The sequence below is a fragment of the Pseudomonas sp. 1176_21 genome (genome assembly GCF_052850635.1).
On sequence record NZ_VXCV01000017.1, the window covers coordinates 65893 to 89208 of the forward strand.

Below are 23316 nucleotides of genomic sequence, written 5' to 3' on the forward strand. Positions count from 1 at the left end.
AATTCAGCGCTTATTGTTGAAATAAGATTGGCTCACTTTTTACAGGAGCCTCCCCATGAGCGAACCCTACGGTTTCATCCTCAAAGCCAAGACCCGCCCCGAAAAGGCCGAGGAGTTCGAGGCGCTGTTTCGCAGCTATGTAGAACCCAGCCGTGCCGAGCCCGGCTGCATCGAGTACCACATGCTGCGCGACCGGCAGGACCCAAGCCTGTTCGTGTTCTACGAAATCTGGGCCAGCAAGGCCGCACTGGATGTGCATTCGGCGCTGCCGCACATGCAGCAGTTTGCCGAGCGGCGCATGGAATACCTTGAGCGTGACTTCGACATCCAGTTGATCGAGATGCTCAGCCCGTCCTCGGCTAGCCGTTGAGCGCCAGATGGGCGCCCAGCAGCGCCAGGCCGATGAAAAAGCAGCGTTTGAACAGCACGGCACTGATGCGCTGACGCAGGCACTGGCCCAGCCACATGCCCAGCAATGCCGGTATCAGCACCACCAGCGAGGCCCCCAGCGCCTCGCCGCCCAGTGCGCCCTGCCCGGCAAGGCCCACGGCCAGCGCCAGGGTCGAGACGGTGAACGACAGGCCCAGCGCCTGCACCATCTGTTCACGGTGCAGGCCCAGGGCCTGCAGGTACGGTACGGCCGGTATCACGAACACCCCGGTGGCGGCGGTGATGATGCCCGTCACCAACCCGCACAGCGGGCCCAGCCAGCGCTCGTGACGGGGGGCCAGGTGCAGGCCTGGGTGGCACAGGCCGTACAGTGCATACACCAGCAACGCCACGCCCAATGCGTGCGCCGCCCACGCGCCACTGTCGATGCCCAGCCAGACACTGCCCAGCAAGGTGCCGATGAAGATCATCAGTTGCATCGGCCAGAGCCTGCGCAGCAACGCACGCAAGTAGCCACCCGCCGCCAGCTGCCAAAGGTTGGTGACCGTCGACGGCACGATCAGCAGCGCGGCAGCCTGCGCCGGTGACATAGCCAGACCCAGCAACCCCATGGCTACGGTGGGCAGGCCCAGGCCGATCACGCCCTTGACCGTGCCTGCCAGCACGAAGGTAAGCACAACCAGCAGCGACAGCGCCGGGCCGATAGCCTGATAGAAGCCGAATAAAGTCGTCATGGGCCCATGCTGCCCTGCCCGCACGCCCCTGAACAGTTGCCATATACTGAGCCAGACTATTGCCCAGGCAGAGGCTCATGCATTTCGATCTGATTGACCTACGACTGTTTCTGCACACCGTGGAGTGCGGCAACATCACCGCCGGCGCCCAGCGCAGCCACCTGTCGCTGCCGGCGGCCAGCGCGCGCATTCGCGCCATGGAAAGCTCGCTGGGCGTACCGCTGCTGCAGCGCAACCGGCGCGGCGTGCACCCCACGGCCGCCGGCCAGGCCCTGGTCAACCATGCGCGCCAGATCGGCCAGCAGGTGCAGCGGCTGCAATTCGACCTGGGCCAGTATGCCCAGGGGTTGCAGGGCCAGGTGCGGCTGCTGTGCAACACCGCGGCGCTGACCGAGTACCTGCCCGAACTGCTGGCGACGTTTCTGGCCCACCACCCGGCCATCGACGTGGACGTGGTCGAATTGCCCAGCCTGCGTATCGTGCAGGCGATCACCCAGGGCGAGGCCGACCTGGGCATCATCTCCAATGCCGTGGCCAGCGAGCACCTGCAGAGCGTGGCGTTTCGCGACGACCCGCTGGTGCTGATCATGGCGCCGGATCACCCGCTGGCCAGCCACCCGCACCTGCGCTTTGCCGACACCCTTGAACATGGCCATGTCGGCCTGCAGGCAGACAGCGCCCTGGCCCTGTACCTGGAGGAACAGGCCCTGCACCTGGGGCGCCGGCTGCAGGTGCGGGTACGTGCCGAAGGCTTCGACGGGGTGATCCGCATGGTGGCCCATGGCGCAGGCCTGGGCATCGTGCCGCAGGCTGCCGTGCAACGCTGGCAAGGGGTACTGGCGCTGCACAGCCTGGCGCTGGACGAACCCTGGGCACAACGCCAGCTGCGCCTGTGCAGCCGCAATTTTTCGGCGCTTCCCGGGCACACGCGCACACTTCTGCAAAGCTTGTCGGCAGGCGCTATTGCCCCGGCAGGGACAATCCACCCACAATCGCCTTCGCGCACCGCTATGTAACAAGACAATGCCGTGCCTACGAGCCGTAAAGGGAGTTTTCCGTGCCGTCGATCTACCAGTTGAAACCGCGCTTCCAGGCGCTGCTGCGCCCTATGGTCAAGCGTCTGTACGAGCGCGGCATAACTGCCAACCAGGTGACGGTCGCCGCCGCGGCGGTCAGCGTGGCGCTCGGCCTGCTGCTAGCCGCCGTACCGCACATCACCTGGCTGTTCGCCCTGGTGCCGGCCTGGATGCTGCTGCGCATGGCGCTCAATGCCATCGACGGCATGCTCGCCCGGGAATTCGGCCAGCAGTCACGCTTGGGTGCCTACCTCAACGAGCTGTGCGACGTGGTCGCCGACAGCGCACTGTACCTGCCCTTCGCCCTGCTGCCGGGCGTGTCGCCGGCGCTGGTGGTGATCGTGGTGCTGGCCGCGCTGGTGAGCGAATACGCCGGGGTGATGGGCCCCCTGGTAGGCGCCGAACGCCGTTATGACGGCCCGATGGGCAAGAGCGACCGTGCCTTCGTGTTCGGTGTGCTCGGTGCCGGCGTGGCCACCGGCCTGCTGAGCGCAGCGTGGCTCAACGGCGTATTGCTGGTGGTGCTGCTGCTGTCGCTTCATACCCTCTACAACCGGGTGAGCCGAGGCCTGGCGCAACCCCGCTGAAGCCCTCCGAGCCAGATAAGGATATTTGCCATGCGCACCGCGCAATCCCTGCATTTCACCACCCATGACGGCGTAGAACTGCATTACCGCCACTGGCCGGCCAACCGCCAGCCCGGCCAACCGCGCCGCGCCGTGGTGCTGTTCCACCGTGGCCACGAACACGGCGGGCGCATGGCCCACCTGGTGGATGAACTCGACCTGCCCGGCCATGACTTCTTCGCCTGGGACGCCCGTGGCCATGGCAAGTCGCCCGGGGCCCGTGGCGACAGCCCGAGCTTCGCGTGCAGCGTGCGCGATGTGCAGACCTTCATCGAGCACATCGCCCGCGAGCACGCCATCGACGAACAGGACATGGCGGTGCTGGCGCAAAGCGTCGGCGCCGTGCTGATCGCAACCTGGGCGCATGACTATGCGCCGAAGGTACGCTGCCTGGTGCTCGCCTCGCCGGCCTTCAAGGTCAAGCTGTACGTGCCGTTCGCCCGCCCGGGGCTCAAGCTGATGCGCGCCTGGCGCGGCAACTTCTTCGTCAACAGCTACGTCAAGCCGCGCCTGCTCAGCCACGACCCCGAGCGCATCGCCTCGTATGAAAACGACCCGCTGATCAGCCGGCCGATTTCGGTGAACATGCTGCTGGGGCTGTACGAAGCTGCCGATCGCGTGGTGGCCGATGCCCAGGCGATCCAGGTGCCGACCCAATTGCTGATTTCCGGCGCCGACTTCGTGGTCAAGCGCCAGCCGCAGGAGCAGTTCTTCGAGCGCCTGGGCAGCGTACACAAGGAAAAGCACGTGCTGCCCGGCTTCTTCCACGACACCCTCGGCGAGCGTGATCGCGGGCATGCGCTGGCGCGTATCCGGCGCTTCGTGGAGCACTGCTTCAGTGTGGCGCCCCAGCGCCCGTCGCTGCTCGATGCCGACCAGCTCGGCGCCAGCTGCGCCGAGGCCGAAAGCCTGGCCGCGCCGCTGCCACGCAACTCGCCGGCCGACCTGTACTGGCGCGCAACCCGCGCCGGCCTGCGCCTGGGCAAGGGCCTGTCGAGCGGGGTCAAGCTGGGCTTCGACACCGGTTTCGATTCGGGCAGCACGCTGGACTACGTCTACCGCAACCAGGCCACCGGCAAGGGCAAGCTGGGCCGCATGATCGACCGCAACTACCTCGACGCCATCGGCTGGAAGGGCATCCGCCAGCGCAAGCTGCATGTGGAAGAGCTGTTGCGCCTGGCCATCGAGCGCCTGCGCGAACAAGGCGCACCGGTGCATATCGTCGACATCGCCGCCGGCCATGGCCGCTACATTCTCGAAGCCCTGCAGGGCCTGGAGCAGCGCCCGGATTCGATCCTGCTGCGCGACTACAGCGAGCTCAACGTGCGCGAAGGCACGGCGCTGATCGAACACAAAGGCCTGGCCGACATCGCCCGCTTCGTGCAGGGCGATGCCTTCGATGCGCAGAGCCTGGCCACCCTTGAACCGCGTCCGAGCCTGGCGGTGGTATCGGGGCTGTATGAACTGTTCGCCAGCAACCAGATGGTCGGCGACTCGCTGGGTGGCCTGGCCCAGGCCGTGGCGCCGGGCGGCTACCTGGTGTACACCGGCCAGCCGTGGCACCCGCAGCTGGAGATGATCGCCCGCGCCCTGACCAGCCACCGCGCCGGTCAGGCCTGGGTGATGCGTCGGCGCAGCCAGGTGGAGATGGACCAGCTGGTGGAAGCGGCAGGCTTTCGCAAGGTGTGCCAGCGCATCGACGAGTGGGGCATCTTCAGCGTCAGCCTGGCCCAGCGAGTTGCTGAATGAGCACAGTGCGCGAGCCGGGCCTGATCCGGCGCGGCGTGCTATGGCTGCTGTTGCTCGGGCCGCTGTTCTTCTTGAGCTATGGCCTGAGCAACACCTTCACCGCCGGGCGCAGCGACGTCGGCAGCCTGGTGTTCGCCTGGGAAAGCAGCATCCCGCTGTGGCCGTGGACCATCCTGCCGTACTGGTCCATCGACCTGCTGTACGGGTTGTCCTTCCTGCTGCCGCTCAGCCGCCTGGAGATGGACCGGCATGCCTTGCGCCTGCTGAGCGCACAGTTGATCTGCATCGCCGGCTTTCTGCTGTGGCCGCTGCGCTTCACCTTCGAGCGCCCTGAACTGCAGGGCGTGTTCGGCTGGCTGTTCGATGTGCTGATGGGCTTCGACAAGCCGTTCAACCAGGCCCCTTCGCTGCACATCGCGCTGCTGGTGATCATCTGGGCGATGTTCGCCCGGCACACCCGTGGGCGGCTGATGCGCTGGCTGCTGCATGGCTGGATGGGGTTGATCGGTTTGTCGGTGCTGACCACCTGGCAGCACCACTTCATCGACGTGCCCAGTGGCGCAGTGGCAGGCGCGCTGTGTGTATGGCTGTGGCCCGTGGAGGGCCGGCCGGTACTGGGCAGCCTGCAGCCGACCCGTGACCGCCGGCGCTGGCGCCTGGCCGCGTACTACGCGCTGGGCAGCGCCGTGCTGGGTGGGCTGGCGCTGTATGCCGGCGGTATCGCCCTGTTGCTGCTGTGGCCCGCCCTCGCACTGCTGATGGTGGCGCTCAACTATGCCGTGTTGGGCGCCGAGGGCTTTCAAAAAGGCCCGAGCGGCCAGTTGTCGTATGCCGCGCGCTGGCTGCTGGCGCCGTACCTGATCGGCGCCTGGCTCAATTCGCGTTGGTGGACGCGCCGCCATCCACAGGCCGACGAGGTGTGCGAGGGGGTGTACCTGGGGCGGGTGCCTGCACGAGGTCAGGCGGCATCGTTTGCCGCGGTGGTCGACCTGTGTGCAGAACTGCCGGCGGCACACACGCCGGGCCAGGCCTATTGCAGCCTGCCCTGCCTGGACCTGGTGGTGCCCAGTGCCGAACGTTGCCGCGAGGCGGCCCAGGCCATCGAGCGACTGCGCCAGCAGGGCCCGCTACTGGTGTGCTGCGCCTTGGGTTACTCGCGCAGTGCCTGCGCCGTGGCCGCCTGGCTGGTACTCGGCGGGCGCTGCCAGAACGCGCAGCAGGCCCAGCAACTGATCGCCCAGGCCCGCCCCGGGGTCGTGCTGCACCCGGCGCACCGCCAGGTGATCGACAGCCTGCCGGCGGGGGGCGGCCTGTGAGTAGCCAGACCCACCTGGCGCTGGTGGCCAGCCTGTTGCGGCGCGGGCGCCAGGTGGAACGCCTGTCGGACGGCATCAGCCTGCTGGCGCTGGCCTATGGCCTGGCGCCACTTGCCGGCGCGCCGGCCCCTGTGATTGGCGCCCTGTTGTGCGTACTGCTGCTGGCAGCCGGCCTGCTGCAAAAATACTGGGGCATGCGTGTTGCGCTGGACGCCGAGCTGTTCGCGCACCTGGCCACCCAGGCCGCAACCTTGTCGCCAACTACCCGCGTGCTGGACCAGGCGCTGTTCGACCTGGGCCTCAAGCCCGCCCCGGTCGACGACCGCGACTGGCAGGCGCGCAGCCGGGCCGCACTGCGCCTGATGCGCCAGCAACTGCTGTGCCTTGGCGTGCAGGTACTGCTGGCGATTGCCGGCATACTGTGCCTGCCCTGGCTTTCTCTCGTCGGATAAGGACCTCGTCATGCTAGCCGCCCTCACCGCCTTCGGCATCACCTCGGTGGCCCGCCTGATCACGGGCGCCCGCGCCCTGTGGCTGGGCTGTACACCGCAGCCGGTGCAACGCCTGTACTACGCCAACCACAGCAGCCACGGGGACTTCGTGCTGATCTGGGCCTCGCTGCCCCAGGAACTGCGCCGGCACACCCGCCCGGTGGCCGGGGCCGATTACTGGCAAAAACCGGGCATTCGCCAATTTCTGATCAACCGGGTGTTCAACGGCGTGCTGATCGACCGCCAGCACAGCGAGGCTCAGAGCGACCCCTTGCAGCCGATCCATGCGGCGCTGGAGCAGGGCGACTCGCTGATCTTCTTCCCCGAAGGCACGCGCAACCTGGGCGACGAGCCCTTGCTGGCGTTCAAGAGCGGGCTGTTCCACTTGGCCAGTGCCCACCCCGAGGTGGAGCTGATCCCGGTGTGGATCGCCAACCTCAACCGGGTGATGCCCAAGGGCCGTGCCCTGCCCCTGCCGCTGCTGTGCACCCTGAGCTTCGGCGAGCCGCTGCAACGCTTGCCCGATGACAGCAAGCACGCGTTTCTGGAACGGGCACGCCTTGCCCTGCTGGCCCTGGCCCCCAAGGAATCCTGAGATGGACCACAACACACTTCTGCTGTTTGCCGGTATCGGTGGCCTGCTGCTGCTCGCCAGCCTGATCGGGCGCCTGCTCAAATGGCGCGCGGGCCCGGCCCCGCACGCGGTCATCGACAACCTCAATGCGCGCATCAATGCCTGGTGGGTGATGGTGCTGGTGATCGGCCTGGCCTTCGTGTTCGGCAAGCTGGGGGTCATCCTGCTGTTCTATTGCGTGTCGTTCTATGCGCTGCGCGAGTTCCTCACCCTCACGCCCACCCGGCGTGGCGACTACCCGGCACTGGTGGCGGCGTTCTATGTGGCGCTGCCGGTGCAGTACCTGCTGATCGCGATGGACTGGTACGGGTTGTTCAGTATCTTCATCCCGGTGTACCTGTTCTTGCTGCTGCCGATCCTGGCCAGTTTCGGCGGCGATACCACGCGCTTTCTGGAGCGGGCCTCGAAGGTGCAGTGGGGGCTGATGATCGCGGTGTACTGCCTGTCGTCGGTACCGGCCCTGATGACGCTGGATATCCCCGGGTTCGAGGGGCGCAACCTGCTGTTGATCGCCTGGCTGATTCTGGTGGTGCAGATTTCCGATGTACTGCAGTACGTGTGCGGCAAGCTGTTCGGCAAGCGCAAGGTGGCGCCGCGGCTGTCGCCGTCCAAGACGCTGGAGGGGTTGCTGGGCGGTGTGGCACTGGCCACGCTGATCGGCGCGACACTGTTCTGGATCACCCCGTTCACCTTCTGGCAGGCGGCGCTGATGGCGCTGACCGTGAACGTCATGGGCTTCTTTGGCGGGCTGGTGATGTCGGCGATCAAGCGTGACCGCGGGGTGAAGGACTGGGGGCACATGATCGAGGGGCACGGCGGCATGCTGGACCGCATGGATTCGGTATGTTTCGCGGCGCCGGTGTTCTTTCACTTTGTACGGTACTGGTGGGCTTGAGGGCCAGGCGAGTGCTGCGCACTCGATCGCGGGTCAAGCCCGCTCCCACAGGTACAGCACAGTCCCTGTGGGAGCGGGCTTGACCCGCGATGCTTTCTACTCGGGCTTGCGATAGCCCTCGATGATCGCCGAGAAGTCCTTGCCACCCTCCCCGCGCAGGCTCATCGCCTGGTACAGCTGCTGCGCCACCGCGCCCAGAATCACCGGCTGGTGCGCCTGACGCGCCGCCTCGGTAGCCAGCCCCAGGTCCTTGAGCATCAGCTCCGCACCAAAGCCACCGGTGTACCCGCGTGATGCCGGCGCCGTCTCGACGATACCCGGCCACGGGTTGTAGGTGTCCGAACTCCAGCAACGCCCGGTGGAGCTGTTGATGATGCCGGCCAGCACCTTGGTGTCGATGCCCAGGGCATTGCCCAGGGCCATGGCCTCGGACACGCCGATCATCGAGATGCCCAGCAGCAGGTTGTTGCAGATCTTGGCGATCTGCCCGGTACCCACCTCGCCGCAGTGCACGATGTTGCGCCCCATCTGCGCCAGCACCGGCTGCAGGGTGGCGAACAGCGCCTCACTGGCGCCGACCATGAAGGTCAGGGTACCCGCCGCCGCGCCGCCGGTGCCGCCCGACACCGGTGCATCGGCCAGGTCCACACCCTGCCTGGCCGCCGCTGCATGCACCGCACGCACGGTCTGCGGGTCGATGGTGCTGCAGTCCACTACCGGGGTACCGGCGCGCACGCCGGCCAGCACGCCGTCTTCGTTGAGGTACACGCTGCGCACATGGGCAGCGGCCGGCAGCATGGTGATGACCAGCTCGCTGGCGCTGGCCGCGTCCTTGGGCGAGGCACTGATCTGCCCGCCGAGTTCGGCCAGTTCTGCCAGTACCTCCTTGTTCAGGTCGAACAGACTGAGCTGATGGCCGGCCTTGATCAGGTTGCGCGCCATCGGCGCGCCCATGTTGCCCAGCCCGATGAATGCAATACGCATGGTCGACTCCTTAACGCAGGCTGATGGTGGTGTTCACGCCATCGTTGACGCTGTCGTCGTCGAACCAGCGCGCGGTGACGGTCTTGGTCTGGGTGTAGAACTGCACCACTTGCTTGCCGTAGGGGCCCAGGTCACCCAGCTTGGAGCCGCGCGAACCGGTGAAACTGAAGAACGGTACCGGCACCGGGATCGGAATGTTGATGCCCACCTGGCCCACGTCGATCTCGCTCTGGAACTTGCGCGCCGCGGCGCCGCTCTGGGTGAACAGGCCGGTGCCGTTGCCGAACGGGTTGCGGTTGACCAGCGCGATGGCCTCGTCGAGGGTGTCGACCTCCAGCACCACAAGCACCGGGCCGAAGATTTCCTGGGTGTAGATCTGCATGTCGGTGGTCACGCCGGAGAACAGCGTGGGGCCGACGAAGTTGCCCTGCTCGTAGCCGGGCACCTGCACGTCGCGGCCATCGAGTTCGAGGGTGGCGCCTTCCTTGATGCCGCTTTCGATCAGGCCCAGCACACGTTCCTTGGCGCGCTTGGAGATCAGCGGGCCCACATCGGTGCCAGGCTCGCTGCCGGCGTTGACCTTGAGCTTGGCGGCCAGGGCCTTGAGCTCCGGCAGCCATTCGCGGGCCTTGCCCACCAGCACCGCCACCGAGGTGGCCATGCAGCGTTGGCCGGCAGCGCCGAAACCGGCACCTACCAGGGCATTGAGGGTTTGCGTGCGGTTGGCGTCGGGCAGCACCACGGCGTGGTTCTTGGCGCCCATCATCGACTGCACGCGCTTGCCGTGCTGGCCGGCCAGGTTGTACACGTGGGTACCGACCTCGGTGGAGCCGACGAACGAGATCGCCTTGATGTCGGTATGGGTGCACAGCGCATCCACCACCTGCTTGCCGCCGTGCACCACGTTGAGCACGCCGGCCGGCACACCGGCTTCCAGCGCCAGCTCCACCAGCATCATGGTCGACAGCGGGTCCTGCTCGGACGGCTTGAGCACGAAGGTGTTGCCGCACACGATGGCCATCGGGAACATCCACAGCGGAATCATTGCCGGGAAGTTGAACGGGGTTATGCCGGCGCACACGCCGATGGGCTGGCGCAGGGTGTAGGTATCGACGCCGCCGGCCACGTTCTCGGCGAACTCGCCCATCTGCAGAGTGCCAATGGAGCAGGCATGCTCGACCACTTCAAGGCCGCGGAAGATGTCGCCTTCGGCGTCGGCGATGGTCTTGCCCTGCTCGGCGCTCAGGGTCACGGCGATGCGCTTGGAGTGTTCGCGGATCAGCGCCTGCAGCTTGAGCATGATGCGCATGCGCGCGCCGATCGGGGTGTCGCGCCAGGTCTTGAACGCACGCTGGCCGGCAGCGATGGCGGCATCGACTTCTTCGGCGGTGGCAAAGGGTACGCGGGCCAGCACCTGCTGGGTGGCCGGGTTGACCACGTCGCGCCATTCGGTGGTTTTCGACTCGACCCACTGGCCGTCGATCAGCAGCTTGACGCTGTCGACCTTGGTCTGGCCGGGCGTGAGGGATGCGTTCATGAGGGGTTCTCCTGGATTTATTGTTAGGGAGAGAAACGCCGACGCGGCAGCCGCGACGGTGCTTGGGTCCTGGGCTGAATTGGAGTATAGATGTGCAAACTTCTAATAAGAACGCACATAAAAGCCGGACCAACATGCAAAAAAACATCACATCCCTGGGGTCGCTGAACTGGGACGACCTCAAGTTCTTCCTCGAAGTGGCGCGCACGCGCAAGGCCAGCAGCGCCGCCAAGCGCCTGGGCGTGGACTACACCACGGTGTCGCGGCGCATCAGTTCGCTGGAGGTGGCGCTGGGCACGTTGCTGTTCGAAAAGTCGCGCACCAGCGGCTTCGTGCTCACCGCCGAGGGGCAGCGCCTGCTCAGCTATGCCGAGGCCATCGAGAGCACCCTGCACATGGCCTGCGAGCAGGTGTCCGGCTCGGGCGTGGCGCTGTCGGGGCATGTGCGCATGGGCTGCACCGAAGGCTTTGGCAGCTTCTTCATCACCCCGCAGTTGAGCCACTTCGTCGATGCCTACCCGGCGATCTCGGTGGATATCCTGCCGCTGCCGCACTTCATCAGCCTGTCCAAACGCGAGGCCGACATCGTGATCGCGCTGGAGCGCCCGGAACACGGGCCCTATGTGTGCTGCAAGCTGTGCGACTACCGCCTGCGCCTGTACGCCACCCGCGACTACCTGGACAACCACGAGCCGATCCTGCGCAGCAGCGACCTGGCCCGGCACCCGTTCATCAGCTACGTGGACGACCTGGCATTCAGCTCCGAGCTGCTGTACCTGGCCAACCTGCTGCCCACCGCTACCGCACACCTGCGCAGCACCAGCGTGATCGCCCAGTACGTGGCGGCCCAGCAGGGTCGCGGGCTGGCCATCCTGCCGTGTTTTCTGGCCGCACAGGACCCGCGGCTGGTGCCGGTGCTGCCGGGGGAAGTGGAGATTACCCGGCAGTTCTGGATGTACTGCCGGGAAGACTTGCGCAAGCTCAAGCGCATCACGCTGCTGTGGGACTACATCCGCGACGTGACCGAGCGCAACGCGCCCCTGCTGATGGGCGAGTCGCACACGATGAGTTTTGCCGACTAGTCGGAGGCGACCACGATCGCCACGCGGCGGTTTTCGGTGCGGCCGGCGGCGGTGTCGTTGCTGGCCACCGGCTCGCGGCTGCCAAGGCCGCGGGTCTCGACGTTCTCCGGGCGCATGCCCACGCCCACCAGCACCCTGGCCACGCTGGCCGCCCTGCGCGCCGACAGCTGTTCGTTGTAGCTGGCCTTGCCGGATGAATCGGTATGGCCATCCACCCGCACCCGCTCGATGTGCACCGACAGCAGCGCCTTGCCGATACGCTCGACGATCTCGCGGCTCTGGGTGTTGAGTGCATCCAGGTCGCTGCCGAACAGCACCTTGCCGGACAGGCCGAAGGTCCAGCCCTCGTCGGTGGGGGTGAACCCCTCCTGTTTGAGCACGGCTATCTGCTCGGGGGTCAGGCCCTTGGGCGGCGGGGTCTGGCAGCCGCCGAGGGCGAAAAGGGCCAGGGCCAGAAAGGCCAGGTGCAAGCGAAGGTATCGAGTCAGGTGAATCACGGTTCAGCTCCTGTTTTTGCGCTGGACGCAGAGAACTCCGCCTCTGCCGACTGGGGCCCGTCACGGGTGTGACGCTTGGCCTGGTACATCGCCGCATCGGCGGCATTGAGCAACTCGGCCGGGGTACGGCCGTCATCGGGAAACACTGCGATGCCAACGCTCAACGAGGTAACGACGCACTGGCCGTCCGGCAGGCGGATAGGCAGGCTCATGCTGGCGGCTATCTTGTCGGCGATACGCTGGGCGTCCTCGAAGCGATGCAGAGGGGTAAGCAGCACCGCAAATTCGTCCCCCCCCAGACGCGCCACCAGGTCGTGCTCGCGCAGCTGCGCACGCACCCGGCTGGCCACGGCGACCAGCACCTCGTCGCCTGCGGCATGGCCGTAGCTGTCGTTGATTTCCTTGAAGCGGTCGCTGTCCAGAAACAGCAGCGCCAGCCCGTCGCCATGCTTGATCGCGTTGCGCAGGCTGCGGCTCAGGCGGCCCTCGAAGAACGCCCGGTTGGGCAGGCCGGTCAGGCTGTCGTGGCTGGCCTGGTGGGCCAGGGTCTCGTTCTCGCTCTGCAGGTGGTTTTGCCAGGCTTCCATTTCGTCGAGCAGGGCATTGAAGTCGTTGCCCAGCTCGTTGAGTTCGGCGATCTGGGTGGAGGGCACGCGCCGGTCGAAGCTGCGTTCGCGCCGCGCCGCATGGGCCACGCTGGCCAGCCCGCGCAGGGGCCCCACGATATCGGCGAACAGCCGGCGCGACAGGTACAGGGCACTCACCGCGCTGAGCGCCGTGCACAGCAGAATGCCCGCCAGACCACTGAGCAGAAAGCGCATCAGGCTGCCGCCCTGGCCAACCAGCTCGATGCGCCCCACCTGCTGGCCCTGGTGCACCACCGGCAGCCGGATCGGCTCTTCGAGCAGGGTCCGGGCGATCTTGAGCTCCAGCTGGTCGAGCATGCCGCCTTCACTGCGCTCCCAACTGGCCAGCAACTGGTCCGCATCGTCGAAGACCTTGACGTTGGCCACTTCCTCGGCCGCAGCAATCAGCGCCAGGGCTTCGTTGGCGGCGCTGCTGTCGTTGAACACCACCGCGGCCTCGACGGTGTAGTTGATCGAACGGGCAATCAGGTGAAGGTTGTGGTTGGCATAGACGCGCAATGCCAGCACCCCCAACACGGTCAGCGAGATGCCGGCCAGCCCGATGGCCAGCAACGCCACGCCCAGGTGCCCGCGGCTGAGCACCGCGCGCAACGTGGTCCGTTCGCGTGTCTTGAGCCAGCCGATCATGGCTGCAGCGCTCGGCGCCGCGACAATTGCAGCACGCTGGGATGGATGCGCACGCCGCTGCGCGCCACCGAGTCGAGGTTCACGTCAAAGGCCACCTGGGTGTCCTTGACCCGCAGGCAGAACAGGCTGCCGACCGTACAGGGGTCATCCGCTTCGCTGATGCTCAGCACCGGCTTGCCGTTGATCGCGCTGATGAGCTGGCTGCGCGCCTCGCCACTGAGCTTGCCGATGTACACCGCGTCGCACTGGGTGAGGATACGCGGATCCCCCGCCAGCAGGCGACGTACGGTCAGCGGCCGGCCGGTGGCCTGGGTGGTCCCCTTGACCAAGTCGTCGGCATATTCGGTAGGGCCGATCAGGCACAGGCGCAGTTGTTCGGGTTCCACCGGCCAGCGCGCGTAACTGAGGATACCCAGTACCACCTGGGTCACGGCCTTGGCCCGCTGCTCGGCCAGTGTGGCGGCCGCGGCGCCCTGGGCCATGCCGTGCAGCGGAAGTACCAGCACCAACGCCGCCAGCAGCATGAGCCTCCAGCGTTTTACACGTCCCGGTGTAAGGGCGGCGACCTTCATATAGGAAATCTCTTAAGACCATGCCTTGCGTGGGGGCAAGATAGCATAACGCCTGCTTTTCCCGCGAGGTCGCCTCCAAGGGCGGATCAGCCGAATCGTCGGCTGCGCCGGCGTCTTACACCTGTTCCAGCATCAGCCCGGAAATACGCTTGACCTTGCGTCGCACCGCTCCCTCGAAAATGCCCTGGCGCGGCTCTATCAGGCTGAAGCAGTCCTTGGCGCGGGTGATGCCGGTGTAGATCAGTTCCTTGGTCAACACCGGGTTCAAGGCGTCGGGAAGTACCAGAACCGTGTGGGAGAACTCCGAGCCCTGGGACTTGTGCACCGTCATGGCGTACACGGTTTCAACCTCACTTAACCGGCTGGGCAGGACGAATCTGACGCCGCCCTGGCCATCGTTCCGAGGAAACGCCACCCGCAGCAACGGTGTGGAGGCCTGGGCGTCCGGCAGGCGCAAGGCAATGCCGATATCGCCGTTCATCAGGCCCAGACCATAGTCGTTGCGCGTCATCAGCACCGGGCGGCCTTCGTACCAGGGCTGTTCGCCATCGATCAGACCGGCCGCCGTCAGCACCTTGCCGACCCGCTGGTTCAGGCCCTCGACACCCCAGGGGCCCTTGCGCACCGCGCACAGCAGCTGGAAGCGCTCGAAGGCGCGCAGCACCTTCAGTGCCCACGCCTCCCAGCGTGGATCGTCAGCGGCGGTATCCGGCGCCGGGCGGGTCTGGCGAATCAGGTGCAGGTACTCACGATAGCCCTGCGGGCTGTCGCCACCGCGGCCCAGCCCCTGCAGCAGCAGGGTATCGAGCTTGCGGTCGTGCTCGCCACTCAGGCGCAGGCTGTGCACGTCGGCAAGACCTTGCTCGAGCAGCGCACGGGCCTGCTCCGGCTGCTGGCCGTTGACCTGGCGCGCCAGCTGGCCGATACCGCTGCCCTCACCAAAGCGGCGCGAATGGCGCAACATCACCACTTGCTGGGGCAAGGGGTCGCGCTGGGCATCGCCCTCGACCAGGCCGCTGCCGGCCAGCGACTCGCCACTGACCTGCTCCAGCCAGCTGCGGGTGGCAGCGCTGTAGCGCCCGGCCTCGGCATCGCGGCACAGGTCGCCCAGCACTGCGCCGGCCTCGACCGACGCCAGCTGGTCCTTGTCCCCGAGCAGAATCAGGCGCGCATGCCCCGGCATCGCCGCCAGCAGGTTGGCCATCATTTCCAGGTCGATCATCGAGGCCTCGTCGACCACCAGCACGTCCAGTGGCAACGGGTTGCCGGCATGGTGACGAAAATGTCGCGAGCCCGGGCGGCTGCCCAGCAGGCGGTGCACGGTGGAGACATCGCTGGGGATGTTGCTGCGCACGGCGTCACTGACGGCCAGCCGCTCCACCTGCTGGCCGATGGATTCGGTAAGACGCGCCGCTGCCTTGCCGGTCGGTGCGGCCAGGCGGATACGCAACGGGCGCCCGACCTCCACGGCCGGGGCCTGCAACAGGGCCAGCAGACGCACCACGGTGGTGGTCTTGCCGGTGCCGGGGCCGCCGGTGATGATGCTGAACGCACTGCGGGTGGCCAGCGCGCAGGCGAGCTTCTGCCAGTCGACCTGACCGGCCAGCGCCGAGCCTTCGAACAGCGCATCCAGGCGGGCGCGCAAATCGGCGGGCGTGGGTTCGGCCTGTTCCAGGCGTTCGCGCAGGGCACTGTCGATGCGCCGTTCATAGGCCCAGTAGCGGCGCAGGTACAGGCGCTGCCCACTCAACACCAGGGGGCGCGAGGCCTGCGCTTCACTGCTGCCCAGGGCAACCAGCGCGCTGCCTTGCAGGCGCTGGCACCAGGTGGCCAGATCGAGGCGCTCCAGCAGTTGCGAAGGCAGCAGCAAGGGGCCGGCCAGGGCATCGCCCTCGGGTGGCAACGACAGGGCAAAGTCAGGCTCGGCCAGGGTTTCGGCCAGGTCCAGGCACACGTGCCCGTGCCCCAACTGGTGGCTGGCCAGTGCGGCGGCCAACAGCACCAGCGGGTCGGCCTGCGGGTCGCGTTCGCCGAGGAAAGCCACGAAGGCGCGGTCCAGTGCTCGCAGCCAGCCGCGCTCGACCCATCGATCGAGCAGCGCCAGCAGGTCGGCGCCCACCGTCAACGGCGCCAGGGCCGCCAGATGCCCGGCATCCAGAGGGGTGGGCAACAGGTCGTCGAACGTGCGGCTCATGCGCTGTCTCCGGAAAACAGATCAGGTTGCTGCGGTGCGCTTGCGCCGCTGAACAGGGCATCGAGCCGCTCGATCAGCACGCGCGGCGGCTTGATGAAGTACGAGCCCTGGCTGGCCGCGTGCACCCCACGCAGGAACAGGAACACCGCGCCGCCCACATGCCGGTCGTAGTCGTAGTCGGGCAGGCGGGCACGCAGCTGACGGTGCAGGGCCAGCAGGTACAGCACGTACTGCAGGTCGTAGCGATGCTCGAGGATCGCGCCCTCCATCGCCAGCTCGCTGTAGGCCTGGTCGTCGGTGCCCAGCCAGTTGGACTTGTAGTCGGCCACGTAGTAGCGCCCGTCGTGCTCGAATGCCAGGTCGATGAAGCCCTTGAACATGCCATTGAGCAGCGCCGACTGCGCGGCCGGTCGGGCTGCGCCGTCGTGGGTGTGGGTGCATACCAGGCGGTCGAGGGCCAGCACGTCGACCTGATGGCTGGCGAACCAGAACTCCATCTCGATCTGGTACTGGCTCAACTGGCCCAGGGCAACCGGCGCACTGTCCGGTGCCAGGTGCAGCGGTGCGTTCAGCAGGTGTTCGAGCCAGTTGCCGAGGGTGTTGATCCAGCCGGTCCAGTCGCGCCGGTTGCAGCGCTGGGCCACGGTCTTGTGCAGTTGCTCGGGCGCCGCGACCACCTGGCCGAAGCCTTCGTGACCGGCCCATTCGAGCAGCCCGTGGAGGAAGGTGCCGGGGTTGGGGCCACGCGGGAAGCGGTGGATGTCGCCGCCCGTCGCCACGACTTCGCGCAGGGCCTGCGGATCGGCCGGTTCATCATCGAGCAGTTGCTGGGCCTGGGAGCTGTCGGCGGTGAGCAGCTCCTCGCCGATGCGCAGTGCACTGTAGGAGGCGATCCACCAGTTCTCTGCGGCGCGGCGGCGCGGCTGGCGGGCCGGCAGCAGCTCGGCGGTGTTGCGCGGGGCCTGGTAGCGCTGGGTGTCGGCAATCGGCAATACCTGGCTGTGGATGGTCGCGCAACCTTCCTGCAATGCCTGCAGCCAGCCCTCAAGGGCGGTGGAAGCCGGCAGTACAGCGCCGCCGCCCAGCAGGTAGCCGAGCGCGCAGCGGTGCAGCAGCGACTCCTTGCCGGTGCCGCGCTTGAGGTCCGCCACCCCCAGCCAGCACGCGTGCTGGGCACGGGTCAGGGCCACGTAGAGCAGACGCAGGTCTTCGGCCAGGCGCTCGTCATCGGCCAGGGCGATCTGCTCGGCATCAGGGGTCAGGGTCAGCTGGGCATTGCCCTGGGCGTCGTGCCAGCCCAGGGGCAGGCGCTTTCCGTCCACCGGCTTGGCGGTGCTGATGAAGGGCAGGAACACCAGCGGGTATTCCAGCCCCTTGGATTTGTGGATGGTCACCACCTTGACCAGTTGCTCGTCGCTTTCCAGGCGCAGGATCTGTTCTTCACCGGCCTGGCCGGAGCTGGCCAGGTGTTCGCTCAGGTGGCGGATCAGCGCCTGCTCGCCGTCCAGCTCGGTGGCCGCCTGCTGCAGCAGCTCGGCCAGGTGCAGCAGGTTGGTCAGCACCCGTTCGCCATCGCTGCGGCGCATCAGTACCTGGGGCAGGTCGAAGTCGTGCAGCAGGTGACGCAGCATCGGCAGCACGCCCTGGGTGCGCCAGAGGTGGCGATAGTCGCGGAACTTCATGACCCAGTGTTCCCACACCCGCTCGTCCTGGTTGAGCTGGGCCAGCCGGGTCAGCGGCAGGTCGAGGGTGACGCTGGCCAGCGCCGCCTTGAGCAGGCGCTCGCTGTCGGGTTCGGCGCAGGCCTTGAGCCACGCCAGCAGGTCGTGTGCCTCCTGGGCGGCGAACACCGAGTCCTTGTCCGACAGGTAGACGCTGCGTACGTCGCGGGCGGCCAGTTCGGCGCGGATCAGCTGGGCCTCGCGACCGTCGCGAACCAGGATCGCAATGTCCGATGGCAAACAGCCACGCAACGCCTGGCCTGGCTGGACAAAGCCGCTGGTGCCCAGTTGGCCGCCATTGAGCAGGCTGACGATCTGGGTGGCGCAGCTGGCGGCTACCTGTTGGCGATAGACCGCGCCGGACAGCGGCTCGTCGCTTGCCAGGTGCCACAGGTTGAGCGCTGCCAGGGGCTGCCCGTCGACCTGCAGGTGCTCCTTGCGCCCCTGCGCCCTGACCGCCACGAAGGGGACGGGGTTCTCGGCGCCGTCGCGGAACAGGAACGCCCCGCGACCGGCCTCGCGCTGTTCGGCGCGCATGAATACATGGTTGACCGCATCGACCATCGGCTGGCTTGAGCGGTAGTTGGTATCCAGGCTGTGCAGCCGTCCGTGGGTGGCGCGTCGGGCGCCCAGGTAGGTGAAGATGTCGGCGCCGCGGAAGGCATAGATGGCCTGCTTGGGGTCGCCGATCATGAACAGCCCGGTTTCGCGCACGTCCTCCTCGATACGATAGATACGCTGGAAGATGCGGTACTGCACCGGGTCGGTGTCCTGGAATTCATCGATCAGGGCCACCGGGAACTGTTCGCGGATCAGCCCGGCCAGGCGCTCGCCGGCCGTCCCGCCCAAGGCCGAGTCGAGACGCAGCAGCATGTCGTCGAAGCCCATTTCGGCGCGGCGGCGCTTTTCCTGCTCGAAGCGTTTCGACACCCAGTTGGCGGCGTGTTCGAGCAGGCGGGCGTCCGGGGTCGGTAACGCCTGCAGCTCCAGGCGCAGGCCGGGCATGGCATCCAGCGCCGGGTGGCTGGGCGGCTCGCCCTTCCAGGCTTCGGCCATGCCTTGCGGGGTGAAGCGGGTGAACCCGGTGCCAATATCCAGCTCCACCGCCTGCTCGTCCTGGGCCCAGGCCGCGATCTTCTCGCACCAGGGTTCGAAATAGCGCGGCTGCATCTTGCGCCCGTCCACCTGCTTGGCGGCATGTGCGGCATGGCACAGTTGCAGCAGTTCCTGGGCCCACTGTGCCCAGGGCGCCTTGAGCTGGCGCAGCCGTTCGGCACGTTGTTGCACCACCGCTTCGATCAGCGCCTGTGGGTCGGCGCTGTCTTCCTCGCTCCGCGTGCGGCCGAACAGCGCGCGCACCCTGGGCAGCAATGCCTCGGGGCTGCTCCAGTGGCTGCGCACCCAGGCCAGGGCCTCGCCGTGCATGGGGTAGCAGAAGCGCCGCCAGTAGTCGCGCATGACCTGGCCGAGCAGCTCGCTGTGGTCGGTCTCCAGGGTCTGGGTGAACAGGCTGCCGCTGTCGAACGCGTGCTCGCGCAGCATCCGCTGGCACCAGCTGTGGATGGTCGAGACGGCGGCTTCGTCCATCCACTGCGCGGCAACGTCCAGGCGGTTGGCGCAGGCGGGCCAGGTGTCCGGGGCGTAGTGCTCGCGCAGTTGCACCAGCAAGGGGTCGGCTTCGGGCAGTTCGCCACGGAAGAACCGCGCCGCTTCGGCCAGGCGGGTGCGAATGCGCTCGCGCAGCTCTTTGGTGGCCGCATCGGTGAAGGTCACCACCAGGATCTGTGGCGGCAGCAGCTCGCGCCCGAAGCCCTGCTCGCCGCCATGGCCGAGCACCAGGCGCAGGTACAAGGCAGAGATGGTGAAGGTCTTGCCGGTACCGGCACTGGCTTCGATCAGTTGGCTGCCGTGCAGCGGGAAGGTCAGTGCCAGCGGCGGCTGGTGTGCGTGGACAGTCATGGATGCGCCTCTTCACTGCCCAGGCGTTGCCAGGCGGCTTCGAACATCGGCCGGTACAGTGCCTCGCACCAGCCCTCGAATTCTTCACTCGCGGTCAGCGCCGCGAAATCACTGAACTGTCGGGCCAGTGCGGTGCTCTCGCTGCGCTCGCCGCGGGTGTTCTGGCCGTCGCCGTCGTAGGCCTTGGCTGCGGCCGCCAGGGCTTTTTCAGGGTCACTCTGGCCGAGCCAGGTGAAGGCGGTCTTGATCGCCACCGGCAGCGGCGCATTCATGCCGGCCTGCCGGGCCACCAGCAGATCGCCGAGCAGTTCCGCGGCACGCGGTTGCTCCAGCGGGTCGAGCAACAGGGTCACGTCGGTGGCGACCACTGCGCTGCTCAACCGGTGCCCCACGGCACACGCTGCCAGGTGCATGACCCAGGTCGCCACCAGTCGGTGCCACTTGAGCGATTTGCCGCTGCTGATGCCGTTGGGCAAGGTGGTGATGCTCAGCAGCGCCTGGTCGTCACGCTGGTACACCCGCCCCAGCCAGCCTTCGAGCCGCAGCTGGCGATACTCGAAGCTGATCGGCAGCGCACTGTCGATCAGAGTTGGCCATTGGCCGAGCAGTTGAGCGTGTCGCAACAGCAGGTCGGGCAATGGCTCGATCAGTTCGGCCTGCAGGCATTCACCGAAGCCGGCCAGCGGCAGCATGCCGCTGCGTTGCAGGCGACGGGCCTGGGCCTGCAGGGCGTCGGTGCTGTTGGTGGGGTCGGCCAGGGCTGCGCCCAGCAAGCTTTCGCTCAGGCTGTAGCGCTGCAGGGCGTCGAGCACGAAGGGCTCTTCGTCGGCCAGGGGGGCTTCGGCGGCTTCGAAGAACACCTTCAGGCGCTGGCTGAAGAAGTGCCGAACGGGGTGGCGCATGAAGTCCTGGAGCAAGGTCAGGCTCAGGGGTTCTTCGGGCACGAAAGGCTCCAGTTGGTCGGCCTCGGTCGGCAGCTGCGTTGGCGGCAGGTGCAGGGCGCGCCATTCGCTGGCATAGCTGAACAGGTTGCTGTGCTTGTGGAAGTAGCGGGCGCTGAACGGTTGCAGGGGGTGTTCCTGCGTCAAGGCGTGCAACAGTTGCAGACCGCCCTCCACAGGGTCGTCGGCCTTGGCCTTGGGGCTGCGCCAGCCGGCGGCGAGGTGATCGCGCAACTGGCCGATTAGCACCGACGCCGGCCGCTCGCTGTTATCGCGAATGCTGCGGCCCACCCAGCTGACGTACAACTGCTCACGCGCCGAAAGCAACGCTTCGAGCAGCAGGTAACGGTCGTCCTCGCGTCGAGAGCGGTCGCCGGGGCGGTAGTCGCTGCCCATCAGGTCGAAGTCCAGCGGCGGCTGCGCACGCGGGTAGTCACCATCGTTCATGCCCAGCAGGCACACCACCTTGAAGGGGATGGCACGCATGGGCATCAGGGTGCAGAAGTTCACCGAGCCGGCCAGAAAGCGCTGGGACAAGCGCCCCTGGTCCAGGCCGGCGAGCCAGGCTTCGCGCACCACCGTCAACGGCAAGGCGTCCTCGAGCCCGACCGACTCGCAGGTTTGCAGCCAGGTTTCGCACAGGCCCTGCAGTTGCACCAGCAGGTAGTCATCGTGTTCGGTTTCGGCCAGGAAGAACACCTGCAGCAGGGCATGCAGGCGCGTGCCCCATTGCGCCGCCGGTGCTGGCTGCGAGAGCTCGGCATGGGCCACCTCGAGCGCATCGAGCAGGGCCACCAGCGGGCCGATCAGGGCAGCATCGAGGCCGCCGATTTCATCATAGGGTTCGATGTCGTCGCAGCTGTCGCCCGTGCCCACCGCATAGCCCAGCAGCATGCGGCGCAGGCCGAATCGCCAGCTATTCTGCTCGAGGTCATCGGGCAGGCCCAGGCCGGCACGCTGCTGTGCATTGAGGCCCCAGCGCACGCCGGCCCCTTCGATCCAGCGGTGCAGCGTGGGCAGGTCGCTTTCCTTGATCGCGAAGCGGGCACGCAGGGCGGGAACATCCAGCAGATCGAGAATCTCGCTCACCGGGAAGCGGCTGTCCGGCAACTTGAGCAGGTGCTCCAGGGCAATCAGCAGCGGGTCGCGGCCGCGCTGGCCCTGGTCGGTCAGGGTGAAGGGAATGTAGCGCGGGTCGTTGCGCCCAAGCTGGCCGAACACGGCGCGGATGTGGGGCGCATAGGTGTTGATGTCCGGCAGCATCACGATCACGTCGCGCGGGCGCAGACCGGGGTCGGCGCTGAAGCGGGCGAGCAACTGGTCGTGCAGGATCTCGACCTCGCGCTGCGCGCTGTGGGCCACATGAAAACGCACCGAGCGGTCCTTGGCCGGGTCGACGGCGGGCCACAAGGCGCGGGTCTCGGCCAATGGGCGCAGTTCGAGAATGTCGTCCTGCAACTGGTTGAGCAGAGTGGCCTGCCCGTTTTCGGTGAACAGGTCGATGCGCCCGTCACTGAACACATTGCGATAGCTGCCCGGGTCATCGTAGCTGTCGAGCAGGTTGATGTAGTCCCGGCCCTGCTTGCCCCAGGCCGCAAGCAGCGGATGGGCATGCTGGTGCAGGGTGTCGGCGTCGATCAGGCTGGGCATGCCTTGCTTGCGCTGCTGGCGCTTGTACTGATGGCGCAGCAGGTCCTTGTCGGCGACGATATCGGCCCAGTGGTGACGGCAGGGGTTGTGCACGCATAGCAGCACCTGGCTGAAACGTGCCAGGCCTGCCAGCGCTTCAAGGGCCTGGGCCGGCAACGAAGAAATGCCGAACACGATGACACGCGATGGCAGGCCCTTGGGGGCTTGTTCCAGTGCATTGATGCGCTCGACGAAACGCTGGTGCACGCCGGCACGGCTCTGGGCCATGCCTTCCTCTCCCACATCGAGCAGCAAGGCACGCCACAGCTCTGCCTGCCAGCAGTTGGCGGGGGCCAGCGCACGGGAGTCGCCACGAGCGTTGCTCAGCACGTGACGTCCGGCTGCCCAGTCCTTCAGCCAATCGGCACGGTACACCTGGTATTGGTCGAACAGGTCGGCAAGGCGCTCGGCCAGCTGGTAGCGCTTGCGCAGGTCGCTGTCATCGGTAAGAAAGCGCTGCAACGGCTCGAAATGCGGCTGATTGATCACTTCCGGCAGCAGGCGCATCAGGCGCCAGGTCAAGGGCGCCTTGTCGAGCGGGGAGGTTTCAGGAATCTCTTCGCGGCCAAGTACCCGGCGGTACAGCTGCCACATGAAGCTACCAGGCAATTGCACATCGATGGCGGCCGCGATGCCGCAACCGCCCTGGTCATCGTCCTGCGGGTCTTCGGCCAGGGCCAGCTTGAGCCACTGGGCGATACCGTTGCTCTGCACCAGCACCATCTCGTTTTCCAGGGGTGCCAGCGGATAACGCCGCATCAGGCTCACCACCAGGCCACGCAGTTCATCCAGGTGGTTGCCGTGAACGACCATGAATCCCGGTTGAAGCGTGCTTGCATGCGGCATGGGGCATCCCTTGGGCTGTGCGGATTTTGGGGGGAACCTTATCACGGTCTGCGTACAGACCGAGGGCCTGCAGCTTTTCGGCCCACAAAGACAAAACCCCTACCTGCAA

18 protein-coding genes are annotated in these 23316 nt (G+C 66.9%); 9 read left to right on the plus strand and 9 right to left on the minus strand.

All coding sequences use genetic code 11. The features are described from left to right. Positions 1-55: 55 nt before the first annotated feature. Complete coding sequence (locus FW760_RS25145; RefSeq protein WP_043860704.1) at positions 56-370, plus strand: putative quinol monooxygenase; 315 nt, start codon at positions 56-58, stop codon at positions 368-370. Here the strand turns inward: FW760_RS25145 and FW760_RS25150 are convergent. Beyond that, positions 360-1124, minus strand: a complete 765-nt coding sequence (locus tag FW760_RS25150) for a sulfite exporter TauE/SafE family protein (protein ID WP_116052697.1) — start codon at positions 1122-1124, stop codon at positions 360-362. The genes FW760_RS25145 and FW760_RS25150 overlap by 11 nt on opposite strands. A 77-nt stretch (positions 1125-1201) precedes the next feature. Between FW760_RS25150 and FW760_RS25155 the strand changes: the two genes are divergently transcribed. From FW760_RS25155 to FW760_RS25185, 7 genes are read left to right on the plus strand one after another with little or no spacing between them, the layout of a single operon-like run. Beyond that, the gene (locus FW760_RS25155) at positions 1202-2140 is read left to right on the plus strand and encodes a LysR family transcriptional regulator (RefSeq protein WP_116052694.1); all 939 of its coding nucleotides are present in this window, start codon (positions 1202-1204) and stop codon (positions 2138-2140) included. Positions 2141-2181: 41 nt separating this feature from the next. Next, positions 2182-2787 carry a CDP-alcohol phosphatidyltransferase family protein gene (locus FW760_RS25160; protein ID WP_043860707.1) on the plus strand — a complete coding sequence of 202 codons (606 nt, stop codon included), beginning with the start codon at positions 2182-2184 and terminating at the stop codon, positions 2785-2787. 30 nt (positions 2788-2817) lie between these two features. After that, positions 2818-4575 carry a bifunctional alpha/beta hydrolase/class I SAM-dependent methyltransferase gene (locus FW760_RS25165; protein ID WP_116052691.1) on the plus strand — a complete coding sequence of 586 codons (1758 nt, stop codon included), beginning with the start codon at positions 2818-2820 and terminating at the stop codon, positions 4573-4575. After that, positions 4572-5891 carry a phosphatase PAP2/dual specificity phosphatase family protein gene (locus FW760_RS25170; RefSeq protein WP_123752300.1) on the plus strand — a complete coding sequence of 440 codons (1320 nt, stop codon included), beginning with the start codon at positions 4572-4574 and terminating at the stop codon, positions 5889-5891. Before FW760_RS25165 ends, FW760_RS25170 begins: the two co-directional genes overlap by 4 nt. After that, positions 5888-6343 carry a hypothetical protein gene (locus FW760_RS25175; protein ID WP_043860710.1) on the plus strand — a complete coding sequence of 152 codons (456 nt, stop codon included), beginning with the start codon at positions 5888-5890 and terminating at the stop codon, positions 6341-6343. Before FW760_RS25170 ends, FW760_RS25175 begins: the two co-directional genes overlap by 4 nt. Positions 6344-6353: 10 nt before the next feature. Then, positions 6354-6977 carry a lysophospholipid acyltransferase family protein gene (locus tag FW760_RS25180; RefSeq protein WP_043860711.1) on the plus strand — a complete coding sequence of 208 codons (624 nt, stop codon included), beginning with the start codon at positions 6354-6356 and terminating at the stop codon, positions 6975-6977. 1 nt (position 6978) lies between these two features. Further along, the gene (locus tag FW760_RS25185; protein ID WP_043860712.1) at positions 6979-7911 is read left to right on the plus strand and encodes a phosphatidate cytidylyltransferase; all 933 of its coding nucleotides are present in this window, start codon (positions 6979-6981) and stop codon (positions 7909-7911) included. 96 nt (positions 7912-8007) lie between these two features. Here FW760_RS25185 and mmsB read toward each other — a convergent pair whose 3' ends face one another. Both mmsB and FW760_RS25195 read right to left on the minus strand, forming a co-directional pair. Further along, positions 8008-8895 (minus strand): 3-hydroxyisobutyrate dehydrogenase, encoded by an 888-nt coding sequence (mmsB, locus tag FW760_RS25190; protein ID WP_043860713.1) that lies wholly within the window; start codon positions 8893-8895, stop codon positions 8008-8010. Positions 8896-8905: 10 nt separating this feature from the next. Beyond that, positions 8906-10432 (minus strand): CoA-acylating methylmalonate-semialdehyde dehydrogenase, encoded by a 1527-nt coding sequence (locus FW760_RS25195; protein ID WP_043860714.1) that lies wholly within the window; start codon positions 10430-10432, stop codon positions 8906-8908. Between the two features lie 134 nt (positions 10433-10566). Here FW760_RS25195 and FW760_RS25200 point away from each other — a divergent pair, with 134 nt between their 5' ends. After that, positions 10567-11514 carry a LysR family transcriptional regulator gene (locus FW760_RS25200; RefSeq protein ID WP_043860715.1) on the plus strand — a complete coding sequence of 316 codons (948 nt, stop codon included), beginning with the start codon at positions 10567-10569 and terminating at the stop codon, positions 11512-11514. Here the strand turns inward: FW760_RS25200 and FW760_RS25205 are convergent. The 6 genes from FW760_RS25205 to recC form a co-directional block, all read right to left on the minus strand. Next, positions 11511-12002, minus strand: coding sequence for an OmpA family protein (locus FW760_RS25205; RefSeq protein WP_054916704.1), 492 nt, complete (start codon positions 12000-12002; stop codon positions 11511-11513). The two genes, FW760_RS25200 and FW760_RS25205, sit on opposite strands and share 4 nt — an antisense overlap. Before the next feature lie 5 nt (positions 12003-12007). Further along, a complete protein-coding gene (locus tag FW760_RS25210) occupies positions 12008-13285 on the minus strand; it encodes a diguanylate cyclase domain-containing protein (protein ID WP_043860716.1) in 1278 nt (425 codons plus the stop codon). Next, positions 13282-13857, minus strand: a complete 576-nt coding sequence (locus FW760_RS25215) for a YfiR family protein (RefSeq protein WP_043860717.1) — start codon at positions 13855-13857, stop codon at positions 13282-13284. Before FW760_RS25215 ends, FW760_RS25210 begins: the two co-directional genes overlap by 4 nt. A 115-nt stretch (positions 13858-13972) precedes the next feature. Beyond that, a complete protein-coding gene (gene recD / locus FW760_RS25220) occupies positions 13973-16051 on the minus strand; it encodes an exodeoxyribonuclease V subunit alpha (RefSeq protein ID WP_446444079.1) in 2079 nt (692 codons plus the stop codon). Beyond that, positions 16048-19731, minus strand: a complete 3684-nt coding sequence (recB, locus tag FW760_RS25225; RefSeq protein ID WP_446444080.1) for an exodeoxyribonuclease V subunit beta — start codon at positions 19729-19731, stop codon at positions 16048-16050. Before recB ends, recD begins: the two co-directional genes overlap by 4 nt. Further along, the gene (recC, locus tag FW760_RS25230; RefSeq protein ID WP_446444081.1) at positions 19728-23207 is read right to left on the minus strand and encodes an exodeoxyribonuclease V subunit gamma; all 3480 of its coding nucleotides are present in this window, start codon (positions 23205-23207) and stop codon (positions 19728-19730) included. The genes recB and recC overlap by 4 nt, the downstream gene beginning before the upstream one ends. Positions 23208-23316: the final 109 nt, after the last annotated feature.